This window comes from Streptomyces sp. NPDC039480, assembly GCF_055597165.1.
This window is the reverse complement of the sequence record NZ_JBVITX010000001.1, coordinates 732611-749507: the sequence shown is the minus strand read 5'-3', so window position 1 is coordinate 749507 and position 16897 is coordinate 732611. Positions and strand designations below refer to the sequence as shown.

The window sequence follows — 16897 nt, the reverse complement described above, 5'->3', positions numbered from 1 at the left end:
GTCTCACACCTCGTCGCTCGTCGCGCAACCGGCGACGCGGAAAAGAGCCCTACAAGATTATGTAGTTCTCGCACGAGGGCGCCGCCCCGGGGAGGCCACCTTGGATGCGGCGCCCCGCGTACCGGGCGCTCAACTCCCCCGCGTCCATGGGAAGAGGCACTGCCCCGATGAGCGAAGAACACCCCGCCGAGATCTGCGGCCTCCGGGACTACCCGGACCTCGTACTGCCCACCGTCGATGTGACGGCGGCCGGGCCGACCAGCACGCCGGTCCAGCAGTCCGTGGAGCTCGCGCGGCGGCACGGACCTCTCTACGTCCGCCGTTACCACGGCCGTGAGACCGTCTGGGTCAGCTCACTGGAGCTGGTCGAGGAGCTGTCCGACGAGACGCGGTTCTCCAAGGGCGTCGGTCCTGCCCTGCAGAACGTCCGCGGCATCGCCGGTGACGGCCTGTTCACGGCGTACGACGAGGAACCCAACTGGGCCAAGGCGCACGACATCCTGCTCCCCGCGTTCGCCATGAACTCGATGCGGACGTACCACCCGCACATGCTGCGCGTGGCCCGGCGCCTCATCGCCTCCTGGGACGGCCGGTTCACGCCGGGTGCGGTCGAGTCCGCGCCGGTGGAGGTCTCCGAGGACATGACCAGGATGACGCTGGACACCATCGGCCTGTCCGGCTTCGGCTACGACTTCGAGTCGTTCGGCCGCACCGATCCGCACCCCTTCGTCCAGGCGCTCGTACGGGGTCTGGCGCACAGTCAGGCGAAGCTGGCGCGGGACCCCGCCGGTGACTACGCCGCCGACGACGCGGCGTTCGAGGCCGACGCCGCCTTCCTCGCGCGGGTCGTCGACGGGGTGATCGAGGCGCGCAAGGCGTCGGGCGACCCCTCAGCCGACGACCTGCTCGGCCTGATGCTCAACTCCCCGCACCCCGAGAGCGGGGAGACCCTGGACGAGGCGAACATCCGCAACCAGGTCATCACGTTCCTCATCGCCGGGCACGAGACGACCTCGGGCACGCTCGCCTTCGCCCTTCACCACCTGGTGAAGAACCCCGCGGTCCTGCACCTCGCGCAGGCCGAGGTGGACGCGCTGTGGGGCGACGATCCCGACCCCGAGCCGACGTACGAGGACGTGGGCAAGCTGCGCTACGTACGCCAGGTACTGAACGAGGCGCTTCGGCTGTGGCCCACCGCTCCCGCGTTCCAGCGCCGGGCGCGCGCCGACACCGTCATCGGCGGGCGGCATCCGATCAAGGCGGGGCAGTACGTGGTGGTGCTCACGCCGATGCTGCACCGGGACCCGGTCTGGGGCGACAACGTCGAGGAGTTCGACCCCGAGCGCTTCGCCCCCCAGGTGGAGGCGGCCCGCTCCCCGCACGCGTACAAGCCGTTCGGTACCGGTGAACGCGCCTGTATCGGGCGGCAGTTCGCGCTGCACGAGGCGACCATGCTGCTCGGCATGCTGGTGCACCGCTACCGGTTCATCGACCATGCCGACTACCGCCTGAAGGTCAAGGAGACTCTGACCCTCAAGCCCGACGGCTTCACCATGACGCTGGCCGCGCGCACCCCCGAGGACCGTGAGCGCAGCCGGTCCACCCTCGCGGGGTTGACCGCGCTCGGCGGGGCGTCGGGGCCCGGTTCCGCGGGCATGCGGCAGGGCGGGACCGACCTGCCGGCGAGCGACCTTCCCACCCGGGCCGTGCCGGGCACCGCCCTGACGCTGCTGCACGGCTCCAACTTCGGGACCTGCCGCGGATACGCCGAGCAACTCGGGGAGGCAGCAGCCGACTTGGGCTTCGACGTGCGCGTCACCCCTCTCGACGAGGCCGCCGACGCGCTGCCCGCCGACTCCCCCGTGGTGATCGTCGCCGCCTCCTACAACGGCAGTCCCACCGACGACGCGGGCGCGTTCGTGTCCTGGCTGGCCGGGGCCGCGCCGGACGCGGCCGACGGTGTGCGGTACGCGGTCCTCGGTGTCGGCGACCGCAACTGGGCGGCGACCTACCAGCAGGTGCCGACCCTTATCGACGACGGCCTCACGGCGGCGGGCGCGACCCGCCTACTGGAGCGCGCCGAGGCCGACGCCTCCGGGGACCTCGCCGGGTCGGTGCAACGCTTCGCCTCAGCACTCCGCAACACCCTGCTGCGGCAGTACGGGGACCCGACGAGCGTGGGAGTCGCCGCCGACAGCACGCCGCCCGCCAGGGCTTATGACGTCGTGGAGGTCTCCGGTGGTCCGCTGGACGCACTGGACGCCCGGCACGGCACGGTACCGATGACCGTGGCGGAGACCGCCGACCTGGCCGACCTCACCCATCCGCTCGCCCGCCCGAAGCGGTTCCTGCGCGTGGCGCTTCCCGACGGGATGACCTACCGCACCGCCGACCATCTCTCCGTACTGCCGGTCAACGACCCCGGCTCGGTGGAACGCGCGGCAGCGCTCCTCGGTGTCGACCTGGACGTGGTCCTCAACATCCGTGCGCACCGGCCCGGCCGGTCCACCCTGCCGCTCGACCGGCCGGTCACCGTACGTGAACTCCTCAGCCGGTACGTGGAGTTGCGGGACGCCCCGACCGCCGCACAGGTCGCCCTGCTCACCGAGCACAACCCGTGCCCGCCCGAGCGGGCCGCCCTGGAGCAACTGGCCGCCGACCCGGCGGCGTTGGCGGCACGGCATGGCAGCTTCCTCGACCTGTTCGAGGACCACCCGGCGCTGCGCGGCCAGGTCCCCTGGCCCGTTCTGCTCGAACTGCTGCCGGCGGTGCGCCCCCGCCACTACTCGATCTCTTCCTCACCCGCCGCCTCGCCGGGCCACGCCGATCTGATGGTCTCCCTCCTGTCGGCACCGGACCGCTCGGGGCGCGGGACGTTCCGCGGCACCGGTTCGTCGTACCTCCACGGCCTGCGGCCCGGCGACACGCTCCACGCGCGCGTGCAGCCCTGCCGCGACGTCTTCCGGATCCCCGCCGACGCGACGAGCCCGGTCATCATGATCGGCGCGGGCACGGGCCTCGCCCCGTTCCGGGGCGCGATCGCCGACCGCCTGGAACTCCTGCGAAACGGCACCCGGCTCTCCCCCGCCCTCTGCTACTTCGGCTGCGACCACCCCGACGTCGACTACCTCCACCGAGCGGAACTCGAAGCCGCGGAGCACGCGGGAGCGGTGTCCATGCGCCCGACGTTCTCCAAGTCCCCCGAGGGCGAACTCCTCTTCGTCCAGCACCGGATCGCGGCGGAGGCCGAGGAGATCTGGCACCTCATGGAGGCCGGGGCCCGGGTCTACGTCTGCGGCGACGGCGCCCGCATGGCACCCGGCGTCCGCGAGGCGTTCCAACACCTCCGCATGAAGCACATGGGCGGCGACGCATCGGAGGCGGAGGCGTGGTGGCGGGAGCTGGTCGCCGAGGGGCGGTATGTGGAGGACGTGTATGTGAGCGCCTGAGAGACAGCGGGCCGCCCCCGACCGGCCCGGGTGCTAGCGCGTGACGCTCCCGAGCCACAGGACGTCACGCGCTCGCGTCATCGCCACGAAAAGCTGGCTGCGCAGGAGCTCTTCGTGCTCCCGTAGCGTTTCGGGCGGGTCCGTGGACCCGGGGCCGGCTGGGGGCTCGTGCCGCAGGGCGGCATCGTGCTGGGGCAGGTATACGCGCTTGAACTCCAGGCCCTTGGCCCTGCGGTAGGTGCCGAGCTTGACCGCCTCCACTGGGTGGCCGTCGTAGTGCTCCAACGGACAGACCGGGATGGCGGCACGGGTGAGAAGGCGTTGATAGTGAATGATGGCCCGCTTCGAGGGGCACAACACCGCGGCATCGCCCCTCTCCGCGGCGGACAAGGCGCGCAGGGCGTCCAGCAGAGCCTCGTCGTGGTCGGCCAGAGTAGGTTTCGTGACGCGGACGACCTGCCCGTCGTGGTAGGTGAGATCGACGTCCCTGCGGCCCGGTGTGCGCAGGCCGTCGATGTCTTCGAAGGCGTCGTCGGCGACGACCGCGAGGGCGGTATCGAGGATCTGCTTGCTGTTGCGATAGTTGGTGCGCAGCACCTGCCCACGGTCGCCCCGGATGTCGATACCTGCGTCGGAGAGGCGGAAACCACCCGGATAGACGGCCTGTTGGCCGTCGCCGACCAGCAGCAGTCCGTTGGAGACGTCTCCGACCAGTGCGTGCAGCAGCCGCACTCCGACGAGGGTGAGGTCCTGAACCTCGTCCACGATCACGGCCGCGTACCGGCGCGAGCTCTTGTTCCGTGTCGCTTCCGCCAGGGCGAGGGAGAGGATGTCGTTGAAGTCGTGCACGCCCCGCTCGACACGCAAGGACTCGTACGCCTCGTACAGCTCCCACACCGCCTGCCGGTGCGGCCGGCGGAGGACGGTCCTGCGACGGCGCCGGGGCACGATGGCGTACTCCTCGAACGTGGTGATGCCGCGCCCCTTGATGACATGGTGGATCTCGTCGCGCCAGTAGGTCGGCGCGGCGTCTATCTGCGCCAGTCGGCTGTCGCGTCCGACGTGCTTCCAGGCGAGGCTGAACGCGGTCTCGGCTTTGTCCGGGTGCAGCCGGACCGGTACGCCGTGCTCCTGCAGGAACTCCTGCGCCCAGGAGTGCAGGCTGCTGAAGTCGACCCGGTCCGCGACCGCCGGGGACATGGTCCCGAGGAAGGTGCCCTGCACCCGGGGCAGGTTGTTGGCGAACGTGACGTACAGGATCCGGCCGCCGGTACGCCTGGCCAGGTGGGCCGCACGGTGCAGGCCGACGACCGTCTTGCCCGTGCCGGCCGGACCACTGATGCGGGCCGGGCCCGACCAGTTGCGGCGGACCAGTGCCACCTGGTCGGGGTGGAGGAAGGTCATCCACTGCTCGATCGGGGCACGCAGCGCCTCCTCCAGCGCCGCGTCCCGGAGTCCTTCAAGGTCGAACAGGCCGTCGGGTTCGGCCTGTTGGGGCGGGGACGGGGCGGAAGGCGGTCGGGCGACCGCCGAGCTCTCGTAGTCGGGGAAGACGCGCTCCAGATGGTCGGCGACCGCGCGGACCGACTCCGCACGGAGTCGGTGGCGCTCTGCCAGGAGGGCGGGCCCCACCTCGTGTTCGCCGAGGAGTCGTATCCTGCCGAGTCCGGCGTCGAGCCGCCTGCCCGCGAAGACCATGAGCGGCTGAACCGCCACGGGGGACATTCCCAGGGAGGCCACCGCACCCTCGGCCGCCTTCGTGACGGCCAGGAGCTTGGCGGCGTGTTCGTCACACGGCCGGCCTCCGGCACTCAGCTTGCCCTCCGACGTCTCGGGAGCGGCACGCCAGTTCTTGACGTCGATGACGAAGACCCCGCCGGGCCCCACGAGCAGCATGTCCACATTGGCGGCCCGCGTGCCCGGCCACCGCCGGTCCACCAACAGCCGCCACCCGCGCTCCGTCAGCACCAGCAGCTGGGCGGCGACCCGGCGTTCACCCTCGCTCGCCGCCTCCCACCGGTGCGCCTGGCGGCGGGCGGCCTGCCACTGTTCACGCAGCAGCCGCTCCTGACGCCTCGCCTCCTGCGCCCGTCGCGACGCCGACCAGCCTGCCGCCATACCCAGCCCCCTCCTACGCTGAGTGACGATCATAGGACCGCCCGCGACCGGAGCGGCAGGGTGCCGACAGGAGCGAGGGGGCCTCAGCCCCGATACGTCTCCAGCAGCCGCAGCCACACCTCGCTGATCGTCGGGTAGGCGGGGACCGCGTGCCACAGGCGGTCCAGGGGGATCTCGCCTGCGATCGCCATCGTCGCGGAGTGGATGAGTTCGCCGACTCCTGGGCCGACGAACGTGACGCCGAGGAGGATCTCTCGGTCCAGGTCGACGATCATGCGGGCGCGGCCGCGGTAGCCGTCGGCGTAGAGGCCGGCGCCCGCGACGCCGGACATGTCGTAGTCGACGGCGCGGACGCGGTGGCCGGCGGCTTCCGCCTCCGCGAGGGTGAGGCCGGCGGAGGCCGCCTCGGGGTCGGTGAAGACGACCTGCGGGACGGCGGCGTGGTCGGCGGTGGCGGAGTGGGCGCCCCAGCGGTCGGTTTCCAGGAGCGGGACGCCCTGGGCGCGGGCGGCGATGGCGGCGCCCGCGATGCGGGCCTGGTATTTGCCCTGGTGGGTGAGGAGCGCGCGGTGGTTCGCGTCGCCGACCGCGTACAGCCAGTCGCTGCCCTCCACGCGCAGGCTCTCGTCGACCGGCAGCCAGGAGCCGGGCTCCAGGCCGACGGTCTCCAAGCCGATGTCGTCCGTGCGCGGGGCGCGGCCCGTGGCGAAGAGGATTTCGTCGGCCTGGAGTGTGGAGCCGTCGTCCAGGGTCGCCGTCACGGTGCCGTTCTCGCGTTTCACCGCGGTGACCGACACTCCGGAGCGGACCTCTGCGCCCGCCTCCGTGAGGGCCTCCTGCACCAGCTCGCCCGCGAAGGGCTCCATACGGGGCAGCAGACCCCCACCCCGGACGAGGACCGTCACCTGTGAGCCGAGCGCCTGCCATGCGGTGGCCATCTCGACGGCGACGACGCCGCCGCCGACCACCAGGAGGCGGCCGGGCACGTGGTCGGCGGCGGTGGCCTCACGGCTGGTCCAGGGCTTGACGTCGGCGAGGCCCGGCAGGTCGGGCAGAGCGGCGCGGGTGCCGGTGCAGACGGCCACGGCGTGGCGGGCCTGGAGCGTGTGCTCCGTGCCGTCCGGGGCGGTGACCGTGACCTTGCGAGGGCCCGTGAGGCGGCCGTGGCCGCGGTGGAGGGCGACGCCGATGCCGTCCAGCCAGCCGACCTGGCCGTCGTCCTTCCAGTGCGAGGTGTAGTCGTCGCGGTGGGCGAGCACGGCCGGGGCGTCGAGGGGGCCCTGCACGGACTGGCGCAGGCCGGGGACCCGGCGGGCGTCGGCGCGGGCGATCACGGGGCGCAGCAGGGCCTTGCTGGGCATGCACGCCCAGTAGGAGCATTCGCCGCCGACCAGTTCGCTCTCCACGATCGCGGCGCTGAGCCCCGCGGCGCGGGCCCGGTCCGCCACGTTCTCCCCCACGGGACCTGCTCCGATGACTACTACGTCGTACGTGATGGCATCCGTCATGAGGACAGTCTGTCGGCAGGTGTGCGCCGTGGCCACACGGGTACGCGCGCGGAACACGCCCATGCGCGCCCGGCACCGTCCGTGCGTGCGGCGGGCGGAATACGTTCGCACCATCGGCCGTTGTGCACAGCGGCTACGCCCGACAGCAGGAAGTAGGGAACACCATGAGCAGCGCGACAGTGGAGCTCACCAAGGAGAACTTCGACCAGACGGTCACGGACAACGGATTCGTGCTGATCGATTTCTGGGCTGACTGGTGCGGGCCTTGCAAGCAGTTCGCCCCCGTTTACGAGCGGGCCGCCGAGGCCAATCCCGACCTGGTCTTCGCCAAGGTCGACACGGAGGCCCAGCCCGAGCTGGCCCAGGCCTTCGACATCCAGTCCATTCCGACGCTGATGATCGTCCGCGACCAGGTGGCGGTGTTCGCCCAGCCGGGCGCGCTGCCCGAGGCCGCCCTGACGGACGTCATCGGCCAGGCGAGGAACCTGGACATGGACGACGTGCGCCGGCAGGTCGCCGAGGAGCAGGCCAAGCAGCAGGGCCAGTGAGCGTAGAGCAGGACGGGCAGCAGGAAGGGCCGTAGCCGTCAGCTGGACTCGCGGTGCACGACGTCGGCCCCGAGCACGTCGTGCACCTCGGGTTCCGCGCCGGGGTCGCGCACCACTCGGTCGACGAGTTCCGCGAGGCCGCGGCCCGACGGCAGCTCGATGCGGACGGTGCTGAGCCGGGGCCTCAGGAGCCTGCCGAGCATCAGGTCGTCCGAGCCGACCACGGCGGTCTCGCCGGGTATGCCGATGCCCTCGTCCTGGAGGGCCCGCATCAGGAGCATGGCGTACTCGTCGTTGTAGGCGAAGACGGCGTCGATCCCGAGGGTGCGGCAGCGCGTCGCGAGCCGGGCGGCGGACTCCTCGTCGTACGCGAGGGGCAGCTCGGTGACGGAGGCGCCGGTGGTGCGCGCGCTCGTCACGGCCTGGCGGACCCCTTCGAGGCGGGGCTGTGAGAAGTGTTCCAGACCGCCTTCCGCGGGGACGACGACGCCGATGTTGCGTCGTCCGCGCGCGAGGAAGTGCAGGGCAGCGGCTTCGCCGACCCTGCGGCCGTCCATGAGCAGGGCGTGCGCGCCCTCGACACGGTGGGGACCGAGCGTGAAGACGGCCCTGGCGCCGGACCGCTTGAGGACCTCGACACCGCGCGGGTTGAGCGCGGACGCGTCGGGCGCGAGGACCGCCACGGGGCGCAGCTCGGCCCAGGCGCGGGCGGCGTCCTCGCCGGTGAGGCCGAGGCTGGCGTACTGCACGACGGTGTAGTCGAACCGGCTGAGCGCCCACTGCAGTTCGTTGAAGAACCGGCTGAAGAGCGGGCCCATCGGAATCTCCGACGTGGGCATGAGGACCATGCGGCTGTGTCCGGCACGGAGGCTGCGGGCGGCCGCGTGCGGGACGTAGCCGAGCTCCCTGGCCGCCTCGTGGACGCGGCGCCGGGTGGGTTCGCTGATGCGGACGGCACTGGTGTTGTTGAGGACGTACGAGACGGTCGCGCGGGAGACCCCCGCCAGGCGGGCGACGTCGGCGCTCGTCGGCACGGAGCGCTGCGTGGGCTGCTGCTTCGATATTTGTTGCTTGCGTCTCTGCTGCTTCGGTATCTGCGCCATGACACGGGCATCCTCGCAGACGGGCGCCGGGGCCCCGGAGGCGGGCGGAGCACCTTCGCGCGGGGCGCCATCGGGCGAGGCAACGCCCCCTGGCACATTCCGTGTTGGGCTACTCGCCGGTTAACGTTCGGGCATCCGTTCGTCGAGCGAAGGTGCCCCCACATGACTGCCGACCGTGCCGAGGGGTTGGCGCGCACCGCCCGCGCGCTGGCCGAGGGAGAGGTCTCCTCGCGTGCGCTGACCGAGCGGACGCTGGCCAGGATCGAGGCGTCGCAGCCCGTGCTCAACGCCTTCAAGCGGGTGCGGGCCGAGGCCGCGCTGGCCGAGGCGGACGCCGCCGACCGGGAGTTGGCGGCGGGCGGCGCCTCTCAGGAGCGGCCGCTGCTGGGGGTGCCGCTGGCCGTCAAGGACGACATGGACGTGGCGGGCGAGCCGACCGCGTTCGGATGCAGGGGTGAATTTCCGCCGAGCGCGCAGGACTCGGAGGCCGTACGCCGGCTGCGCGCCGCCGGGGCCGTGATCGTGGGCAAGACCAACACGTGCGAGCTGGGACAGTGGCCGTTCACGGAGGGGCCCGGTTTCGGGGACACCCGCAATCCGTGGAACACCGCTCACACGCCCGGGGGCTCGTCGGGCGGCTCGGCGGCGGCGGTCGCGGCGGGGCTCGTCCCCGCGGCGCTCGGCTCGGACGGTGCGGGCTCGGTGCGGATTCCCGCCGCCTGGACGCACCTGGTCGGCATCAAGCCGCAGCGCGGCCGCATATCGACGTGGCCGTGGCCGGAGGCCTTCCACGGCATCACTGTCAACGGACCGCTGGCCAGGACGGTCGAGGACGCCGCGCTGCTGCTCGACGCGGCGAGCGGCAGCCACGCGGGCGATCTGCACCGGCCGCCCGCCGTGCGGGCCGCCGAGGCCGCGACCCGCGATCCGGGGCGGCTGCGGATCGCCCTGTCGCTGCGGATGCCGTTCACGGCGACGCCCAAGCAGCTGCACCCCGTGGTGCGGGACCGGGTGGTGGCGCTCGCGGACCGGCTCGCCGCGCTCGGGCACGACGTGGCGGAGGCGGATCCGCGGTACGGGCAGATCGGCCTGGCGTTCGTGCCGCGGGCCACGGCGGGCATCGCGGAGTGGGCCCGGCAGGTGCCGGACGTCTCCCTCCTCGACCGGCGCACGCGGGAAGCGGCCCGCATGGGGCGGCTGCTGCAGGGCGCCCCGCTGCGTCTCGCGCGCCGCTCGGAGGCGGCGCTGCACCGCCGGGTGGGGGCCGTCTTCTCGACGTACGACGTGGTCGTCGCGCCCACGACGGCCGCTCCCCCGCCGCGCGTCGGCGCGCTGGCCGCCATGAGCGGCTGGCGCACCGACCGGGCGATGATCGCCGCGTGTCCCTACGCGTGGCCGTGGAACGTGCTCGGCTGGCCGGGCGTCAATGTCCCCGCGGGCCGCACTCCGGGCGGCCTGCCCGTCGGCGCCCAACTCCTCGGCCCAGCGGGCAGCGAGCCGCTGCTCATCTCTCTGGCGGCGCAGCTGGAGGCGGACCAGCGGTGGCACGCGGAATGGCCGAGTCCGGTCACGAACGCGTCGTGAGTCGCGTGCCGCGTGCCGCGCGTCAGAAATACCTGGTGCGGGAACGGCCTGAGGGGCACTCTTGTGCGGACGCCCGCGAAGGTTTTGGGTGTGACGAGCAGCATCGGAAGGAAGGATCCCGGCATGCCTGAGGGAGACTGTACGGAACACCGCGCCACGCGCCGCACGACGGCGCGCGACACGGTGTCGGAAGCCGAAGTGGAGGCGCTGGTCCGCGGCATCTGCTTCAAGACGGGACCACCTCGCACCACCGGTGTCGAGCTGGAGTGGCTCGTCCACGCGCCAGGTGCGCCCCACCTGCCCGTGCCCGCCGCCCGCCGTGAAGCGGCCTATGCCGCACTGCGGGCCCTGCCCCTGCACTCGTCCGTCACCGTCGAACCCGGCGGTCAGCTGGAGCTCAGCTCGCTGCCCGCCGCCTCGCTGACGGAGTGCATCTCGGCCATGCAGGCCGATCTCACCGTCGTACGCGACGTGTTACGTTCCCACCACCTCACCCTCAGCGGAGTCGGCGCCGACCCGTGGCGGCCGCCGTCGCGGGTGCTGCGCGAGCCCCGCTATGACGCACTGGAGTCCTGCCTCGACCGCGGGGGCCCGGCCGGCCGCCGCATGATGTGCTCGACGGCGTCCGTGCAGATCTGTCTCGACGCCGGCCACGAGGAGCCGGGCCCACTCGGTTACGCGCGGCGCTGGCGCCTGGCGCATCTGCTGGGGCCCGTCCTGGTCGCCGCGTTCGCCAACTCGCCGCTGCAGGACGGCCGCCCGACAGGCTGGCGTTCGACCCGGCAGGCCGTGTGGGCGGGCATCGAGCCCGGCAGATCCGGTGCCCCGCCGCTCGACGTGGAGCCGCGGGAGGCCTGGACCCGGCACGCACTGGACGCGCCGGTCATGTGTGTCAGGAGAGAGCCCGGCGAGGGGCCCTGGACCGTCCCGGAGGGGATGAGTTTCCGTACGTGGGCCCGTCGCGGCGCGCCGCGCAGACCCACCCGCGAGGACCTCGCCTACCACCTGACCACGCTGTTCCCGCCGGTCCGCCCGCGCGGTCACCTGGAGCTGCGGATGGTCGACGCGCAGCCCGGCGAGGACGGCTGGATCGTGCCGCTCGCCGTGACGAGCGCGCTGTTCGACGACCCGGAGGCGGCCGAGACCGCCTACCGCGCCGTGAAGCCGCTGGCCGAGCGGTCCGGGCCGCCGGGCTCGCCCGCCGCGCCGCACAGCCCGCTCTGGCTGGACGCGGCACGCCACGGACCCGCCGACCCCGAGCTGCGCGAGGCCGCCGTCGTCTGCTTCGCCGCCGCCGTCGACGCGCTGCCCCGGCTCGGGGCGCCCGCGTCCGTGCGGGACGCCGTGGCGACGTATGCCGCGCGGTACGTCGCGCGGGGCCGCTGCCCGGCCGACGACCTGCTGGACGGCCTGCGTGACGGCCGTCGCCCCCTCGACACACCTGGGAAGGACTCCCGCCGATGACAGGCCCCACCGCCGACCCGGAAGCCTTGCGGGAGCGCGCACTGGCCGCGCTCCTGGCCGCCCGGGACCGTACGACCCTCCTCACCAGCTGTGTGGAGGACGCCGAACTCACCGCGCAGCACTCCCCGTTGATGTCGCCGCTGGTCTGGGACCTCGCGCACATAGGCAACCAGGAGGAGCAGTGGCTGCTGCGCGCGGTCGCCGGCCGTGACGCCATGCGGCCCGAGATCGACCCGCTGTACGACGCCTTCGAGCATCCCCGCGCCGAGCGCCCGAGCCTGCCACTCCTTGCGCCCGCCGAGGCCCGCGGCTACGCGGCGGAGGTGCGCGGCCGCGCACTCGACGTGCTGGAGAAGACGCCGTTCCGCGGCACACCGCTCACCGACGCGGGCTTCGCCTTCGGCATGATCGCGCAGCACGAGCAGCAGCACGACGAGACGATGCTGATCACCCATCAGCTGAGGTCGGGCCCGACCGCTCTCACCGCGCCGGAACCCCCCGCCGGGGAGCCCTTCGCCGGACCCGCCGAAGTCCTCGTGCCGGGCGGCCCGTTCACGATGGGCACGTCCACCGAGCCGTGGGCCCTCGACAACGAACGTCCGGCGCACCGCCGCCTCGTCCCGCCGTTCTTCATCGACACGACTCCGGTGACGAACGCCGCGTACCAGCGTTTCATCGAGGACGGCGGCTACGAACGCATCCAGTGGTGGGACCCGGCCGGCTGGGCGATGGTCCGGCGACACGAGCTCCGGGCGCCGCTGTTCTGGCGGCGCGAGGGCGGCCAGTGGCTGCGGCGGCACTTCGGCACGGTCGAGCCGGTGCCCGCCGACGAGCCGGTGCTGCACGTCAGCTGGTACGAGGCGGACGCCTACGCGCGCTGGGCGGGCCGGCGTCTGCCCAGTGAGGTGGAGTGGGAGAAGGCGGCCCGGCACGACCCGGTGGCCGACCGGTCGATGCGCTACCCGTGGGGCGACGCGGACCCCACGCCCGAGCGGGCCAACCTGGGGCAGCGCCATCTTCGCCCCGCCCCCGCCGGAAGCTACCCGGCGGGCGAATCTGCTTATGGTGTGCGGCAGTTGATCGGGGACGTGTGGGAGTGGACGGCGAGTGACTTCCTGCCCTACCCGGGCTTCTCCGCCTTCCCCTACCGCGAGTACTCGGACGTCTTCTTCGGCGGTGACTACAAGGTGCTGCGCGGCGGCGCCTTCTCCGTCGACGCGGTGGCCTGCCGCGGCACGTTCCGCAACTGGGACCACCCGGTGCGGCGGCAGATATTCGCCGGGTTCCGCACGGCGCGGGACGCCGGGCCCGCCGACGCGCCGGAACCGGAGACCGCCTGATGTGCCGTCACCTCGCCTATCTCGGGCCGCCGGAGCCGCTGGGCAGCGTCCTCGTGACGCCCGCCCACAGCCTGTTCCGGCAGTCGTGGGCGCCCCGCAGACAGCGCTACGGCACCGTCAACGCCGACGGTTTCGGGGTGGGCTGGTACGCCGAAGGGGACCCGGTCCCCGGACGGTACCGCCGCTCCGGGCCCATCTGGGGCGACGCGTCGTTCGCCGATCTGGCCCGGGTCGTGCGCTCCGGGGCGTTGCTCGGCGCGGTGCGCGACGCGACCCTGGCGGGCGCGGACGGGGAGGCCGCGGCCGCGCCGTTCGCCTCCGGGCCGTGGCTGTTCAGCCACAACGGCGCGGTCACCGGCTGGCCCCGCTCGCTCGCCCCGCTCACCGCGACCCTGCCGCCCGAAGAGCTGCTGTCGATGGAGGCGCGCTGCGACTCCGCGCTGGTGTGGGCGCTCGTCCTGCACCGGCTGCGCCACGGCGACGAGGAGGGCCAGGCCCTCGCCGACACCGTCCTGGAGGTCGCCGGGGCGGCCCCCGGGTCACGCCTCAACCTCCTGCTCACCAACGGCGACTCGATCACCGCGACCGCCTGGGGCGACACCCTCTGGTATCTCGCGGAGCCCGGCCGCCGCACCGTCGTGGCCTCCGAGCCCTACGACGACGACCCGCACTGGCGCGAGGTGCCCGACCGCACCCTGCTCGCCGCCAGCCGCACCGACGTACTGCTGACCCCGCTCAAGGAGCCCCCTGCGTGAGCCCGTTCCTGCTGACCCGCACCCTGCCCGAGGACGCCACCGACGCCGCACTGCGCGCCGACGTCCTGCACGGCCTCACCCGCACCCCGAAGACCCTGCCGCCCAAGTGGTTCTACGACGCGCGCGGCAGCGCCCTCTTCGAGGAGATCACCACCCTGCCCGAGTACTACCCCACGCGCGCCGAGCGCGAGATCCTGGTCACCCGCTCGGAGCTGATCGCCGAGATCACGAAGGCGCGCACGCTGATCGAGCTGGGTTCGGGATCCTCGGAGAAGACCCGCCACCTGATCGACGCCCTCGCCGACCTGCACACCTACGTCCCCGTGGACGTGAGCGAGAGCGCGCTGACCGGTGCCGCGAACGCCCTGCTCGCGCAGCGGCCCGCGCTCGAAGTGCACGCCCTGATCGCCGACTTCACCCGAGGTCTCGCGCTTCCGGGCACGCCGGGACCGCGCCTGGTCGCGTTCCTCGGCGGCACCATCGGCAACCTGCTGCCCGCCGAACGCGCCACGTTCCTGGCCTCGGTACGCGACCTCCTAGCACCCGGCGACGCGCTGCTCCTCGGCACGGACCTCGTCAAGGACGAGTCGGTGCTCGTCTCGGCGTACGACGACGCGACGGGCGTGACGGGCGCGTTCAACAAGAACGTCCTGGCGGTGATCAACCGCGAACTGGCCGGGGACTTCGACCCGGACGCCTTCGAGCACATCGCCGTCTGGAACCGCGAGCGCGAATGGATCGAGATGCGGCTGCGCTCCACATCCGACCAGACAGTGAAGATCCACGCGCTCGACCTGGCGGTCGACTTCGCCGCGGGCGAGGAGCTCCGCACGGAGATCTCGGCCAAGTTCCGCGAGGACGGCGTACGCGCCGAACTGGCCGCGTCCGGCCTGGAAATGACGCACTGGTGGACGGACGAGAGGGCACGCTTCGCGCTGTCGCTGAGCACAGTGGCGTAGGTCGCTGACGAACGGCTGTCCCGACGGGTGCCCGGCCCCGCCCCCCTGCGGCGGGGCCGGGCACCCGTCACAGGCCGCCGACGTCCAGCGCCTCGGTGATCCGGCGCGACGCCTCGCGGGCCTCAGTCGCCGGGTCGCCGCCCGTCAGGACCTTCGTCATGTAGCCCTTGATGGGGTTGTCCGCCTCGACGGCCGCCCAGCGCGGCGAGTTGGGCGTCGCCCGGCCGTTCGCGGCGCCGACGGCCATCGCCGCGACGCCGGCCTCACCGGTGACCGCGGGGGCCAGCTTCGCCTTGTTCGGGACGTAGTTCATGGTCCGGGCGAGATCGGTCTGCCACTTCTTGCCCGCCAGCGCCTCGATGACCTCGACCGCGCCCTTGTGGTCGTCGCTGTGCTCGGGCACGACGAGGTCCGAGCCGCCAGTGAAGACCGCGCCCGGCTTGCCTGCCTTCTTGCCGGGGATGGGGAAGTAGCCGAGTTTCCCCTTCAGTTCGGGGTTCTTCTCCTCGATGGCGCGGGCCGCGCCGGGCACCGCGACGATCTGGGCGACGTCGCCGCCCGCGAACACGCCGGCCTGCGACGGATGCTCCTCGTCAGCGTCGCGCGGGCCCTCGCCGAGCGCCTGCAGCCGCTGGTAGAACTCCATGCCGCGCAGCGCCGCGGGCGTGTGCAGGGCGCCGCGCCAGTCACCGGACGACTCCTTGGTCTCCTTGGCGAGGTCGCCGCCCTCGTCCCAGACGAACCCGGCGAGGGTGTACCAGTCCTGGCCGGCAAGGTAGATGCCCTGCTTGCCGCCGGTGTTGAGCTTTTCGGTGACCGTGATCCACTCCTCGCGGGTGCGGGGCGGCTCGGTGATGCCCGCCTGCGCGAAGAGGTCCTTGTTGTAGATGACGACGCGGTTCGCCGCGTACCAGGGGATGCCGTACTGCGCGCCGCGGTAGCGGCCGGGCTCGGCGAGGCCGGGCAGCCAGTCGTCCATGCCGAGGTCGCGTGCGGACTCCAGGGTGAGGTCGTAGAGGCCGCCCTCGTCGACGTACTGCGCCACCTGGGTGTTGCCGACCTCGATCACCTCGGGCCCGTCGCCGCCCTCCTCCTTCAGCGCCTTCTTCACCTTGGCGCCGATGCCGGTCCACTCCTGGACGCGGATGTCCAGGTCGATGCCGTCGTGCTCCTTCTCGAAGTCCGCCGTGAAGCGCTCCACGAACTCGGGCGACGCGCTGCCCCGCATCAGCCAGACCGTGACGGTCCTGCTGTCGTCCCCGCCGGGGAGCACGCCGCAGCCGGCGAGCAGGACGGTGGAGGAGAGGGTGAGCGCCAGGGACACGGCGGCGCGGCGGTGCGGGTTCACGTGGGTCACTTTCTGCCTGCGGACAGGGAAGGTCAGCCCGACGCGGGGGGTGAGCACGTGGCTCGAACGGGTCACTGGCTTGGAGTTTGGTCCGTACCAATGCGCTGGTCAAGGGGCAGCGGTCATCTTGCGTGCCATCTCGCGCTCCTGGGCGGGTTGGGGCACGGTGGAGTGACGGTACTGCACGGAGTCGTACGACATCGGTCGTACGACCTCACTTCCGACGGCCCGGAGGAATCACCCTGATGTCGAACCACACCTACCGTGTCACCGAGATCGTCGGCACGTCCCACGAGGGCGTCGACCAGGCGATCCGCAACGGCGTCGCGCGCGCCGCGCAGACGCTGCGCTCGCTGGACTGGTTCGAGGTCACGCAGGTGCGGGGCCATATCGAGGACGGGGAGATCAAGCACTATCAGGTGGGGCTCAAGGTTGGGTTCCGTCTGGAGGACGGGGAGTAGGGCTGGGTGGGGCGGGGGTCGACGGCGCGTTGTTTGCTGCGCGTGCGTTGCGGTGCTCGCGCAGTTCCCCGCGCCCCTGATCGGGGCTCTTTCGGTGCGTCGTCTGCTGCGGGTGCGTTCGTGGTTTTCGCGCCGTTCCCCGCGCCCCTGATCGGGGCTCTTCCCGTGCGTCGTCTGCTGCGGGTGCGTTCGTGGTTTTCGCGCCGTTCCCCGCGCCCCTGATCGGGGCTCTTCCCGTGCGTCGTCTGCTGCGGGTGCGT

Annotated in this window: 12 protein-coding genes; 8 read left to right on the top strand and 4 right to left on the bottom strand. The window is 72.5% G+C overall.

The genetic code is table 11. From position 1 onward, the window contains the following. Positions 1 to 167 precede the first annotated feature (167 nt). The gene (locus ACZ56E_RS02815; protein ID WP_471210235.1) at positions 168 to 3449 is read left to right on the top strand and encodes a bifunctional cytochrome P450/NADPH--P450 reductase; all 3282 of its coding nucleotides are present in this window, start codon (positions 168 to 170) and stop codon (positions 3447 to 3449) included. A gap of 33 nt (positions 3450 to 3482) precedes the next feature. Here ACZ56E_RS02815 and ACZ56E_RS02810 read toward each other — a convergent pair whose 3' ends face one another. Both ACZ56E_RS02810 and ACZ56E_RS02805 read right to left on the bottom strand, forming a co-directional pair. Continuing rightward, positions 3483 to 5567: a nuclease-related domain-containing DEAD/DEAH box helicase gene (locus tag ACZ56E_RS02810; RefSeq protein ID WP_471210233.1), complete on the bottom strand. Its 2085-nt coding sequence runs from the start codon at positions 5565 to 5567 to the stop codon at positions 3483 to 3485. 83 nt (positions 5568 to 5650) lie between these two features. After that, a complete protein-coding gene (locus tag ACZ56E_RS02805; RefSeq protein ID WP_471210230.1) occupies positions 5651 to 7075 on the bottom strand; it encodes a dihydrolipoyl dehydrogenase family protein in 1425 nt (474 codons plus the stop codon). A gap of 122 nt (positions 7076 to 7197) precedes the next feature. Here ACZ56E_RS02805 and trxA point away from each other — a divergent pair, with 122 nt between their 5' ends. Further along, complete coding sequence (trxA, locus tag ACZ56E_RS02800) at positions 7198 to 7623, top strand: thioredoxin (protein WP_468323045.1); 426 nt, start codon at positions 7198 to 7200, stop codon at positions 7621 to 7623. Positions 7624 to 7661: 38 nt separating this feature from the next. Here the strand turns inward: trxA and ACZ56E_RS02795 are convergent, their stop codons facing one another. Further along, complete coding sequence (locus ACZ56E_RS02795; RefSeq protein WP_471210227.1) at positions 7662 to 8726, bottom strand: LacI family DNA-binding transcriptional regulator; 1065 nt, start codon at positions 8724 to 8726, stop codon at positions 7662 to 7664. 162 nt (positions 8727 to 8888) lie between these two features. On the opposite strand from ACZ56E_RS02795, the gene ACZ56E_RS02790 reads away from it, so the two are divergent. The 5 genes from ACZ56E_RS02790 (at position 8889) to egtD (ending at position 14828) form a co-directional block, all read left to right on the top strand. After that, positions 8889 to 10310 (top strand): amidase, encoded by a 1422-nt coding sequence (locus tag ACZ56E_RS02790; protein ID WP_468606800.1) that lies wholly within the window; start codon positions 8889 to 8891, stop codon positions 10308 to 10310. Between the two features lie 123 nt (positions 10311 to 10433). Continuing rightward, the gene (egtA, locus tag ACZ56E_RS02785) at positions 10434 to 11774 is read left to right on the top strand and encodes an ergothioneine biosynthesis glutamate--cysteine ligase EgtA (protein WP_471210224.1); all 1341 of its coding nucleotides are present in this window, start codon (positions 10434 to 10436) and stop codon (positions 11772 to 11774) included. Next, complete coding sequence (gene egtB / locus ACZ56E_RS02780) at positions 11771 to 13114, top strand: ergothioneine biosynthesis protein EgtB (RefSeq protein WP_471210221.1); 1344 nt, start codon at positions 11771 to 11773, stop codon at positions 13112 to 13114. The genes egtA and egtB overlap by 4 nt, the downstream gene beginning before the upstream one ends. Further along, entirely contained in the window at positions 13114 to 13869 is a 756-nt protein-coding gene (egtC, locus tag ACZ56E_RS02775) for an ergothioneine biosynthesis protein EgtC (RefSeq protein ID WP_471210218.1), read from the top strand. The genes egtB and egtC overlap by 1 nt, the downstream gene beginning before the upstream one ends. Beyond that, entirely contained in the window at positions 13866 to 14828 is a 963-nt protein-coding gene (gene egtD / locus ACZ56E_RS02770; RefSeq protein ID WP_471210216.1) for an L-histidine N(alpha)-methyltransferase, read from the top strand. Before egtC ends, egtD begins: the two co-directional genes overlap by 4 nt. Positions 14829 to 14895: 67 nt before the next feature. Here egtD and ACZ56E_RS02765 read toward each other — a convergent pair whose 3' ends face one another. Beyond that, positions 14896 to 16176 carry an extracellular solute-binding protein gene (locus ACZ56E_RS02765; protein ID WP_471210215.1) on the bottom strand — a complete coding sequence of 427 codons (1281 nt, stop codon included), beginning with the start codon at positions 16174 to 16176 and terminating at the stop codon, positions 14896 to 14898. Between the two features lie 245 nt (positions 16177 to 16421). On the opposite strand from ACZ56E_RS02765, the gene ACZ56E_RS02760 reads away from it, so the two are divergent. After that, positions 16422 to 16637 (top strand): dodecin, encoded by a 216-nt coding sequence (locus ACZ56E_RS02760; protein WP_471210212.1) that lies wholly within the window; start codon positions 16422 to 16424, stop codon positions 16635 to 16637. Positions 16638 to 16897 lie beyond the last annotated feature (260 nt).

Excerpts from the sequence above, each read along its gene's own strand:
- ACZ56E_RS02815 (WP_471210235.1), top strand. The coding sequence starts at position 168 with ATGAGCGAAGAACACCCCGCCGAGATCTGCGGCCTCCGGGACTACCCG.
- ACZ56E_RS02810 (WP_471210233.1), bottom strand. The coding sequence starts at position 5,567 with ATGGCGGCAGGCTGGTCGGCGTCGCGACGGGCGCAGGAGGCGAGGCGT.
- ACZ56E_RS02805 (WP_471210230.1), bottom strand. The coding sequence starts at position 7,075 with ATGACGGATGCCATCACGTACGACGTAGTAGTCATCGGAGCAGGTCCC.
- ACZ56E_RS02795 (WP_471210227.1), bottom strand. The coding sequence starts at position 8,726 with ATGGCGCAGATACCGAAGCAGCAGAGACGCAAGCAACAAATATCGAAG.
- ACZ56E_RS02790 (WP_468606800.1), top strand. The coding sequence starts at position 8,889 with ATGACTGCCGACCGTGCCGAGGGGTTGGCGCGCACCGCCCGCGCGCTG.
- egtA (WP_471210224.1), top strand. The coding sequence starts at position 10,434 with ATGCCTGAGGGAGACTGTACGGAACACCGCGCCACGCGCCGCACGACG.
- egtB (WP_471210221.1), top strand. The coding sequence starts at position 11,771 with ATGACAGGCCCCACCGCCGACCCGGAAGCCTTGCGGGAGCGCGCACTG.
- egtC (WP_471210218.1), top strand. The coding sequence starts at position 13,114 with ATGTGCCGTCACCTCGCCTATCTCGGGCCGCCGGAGCCGCTGGGCAGC.
- ACZ56E_RS02760 (WP_471210212.1), top strand. The coding sequence starts at position 16,422 with ATGTCGAACCACACCTACCGTGTCACCGAGATCGTCGGCACGTCCCAC.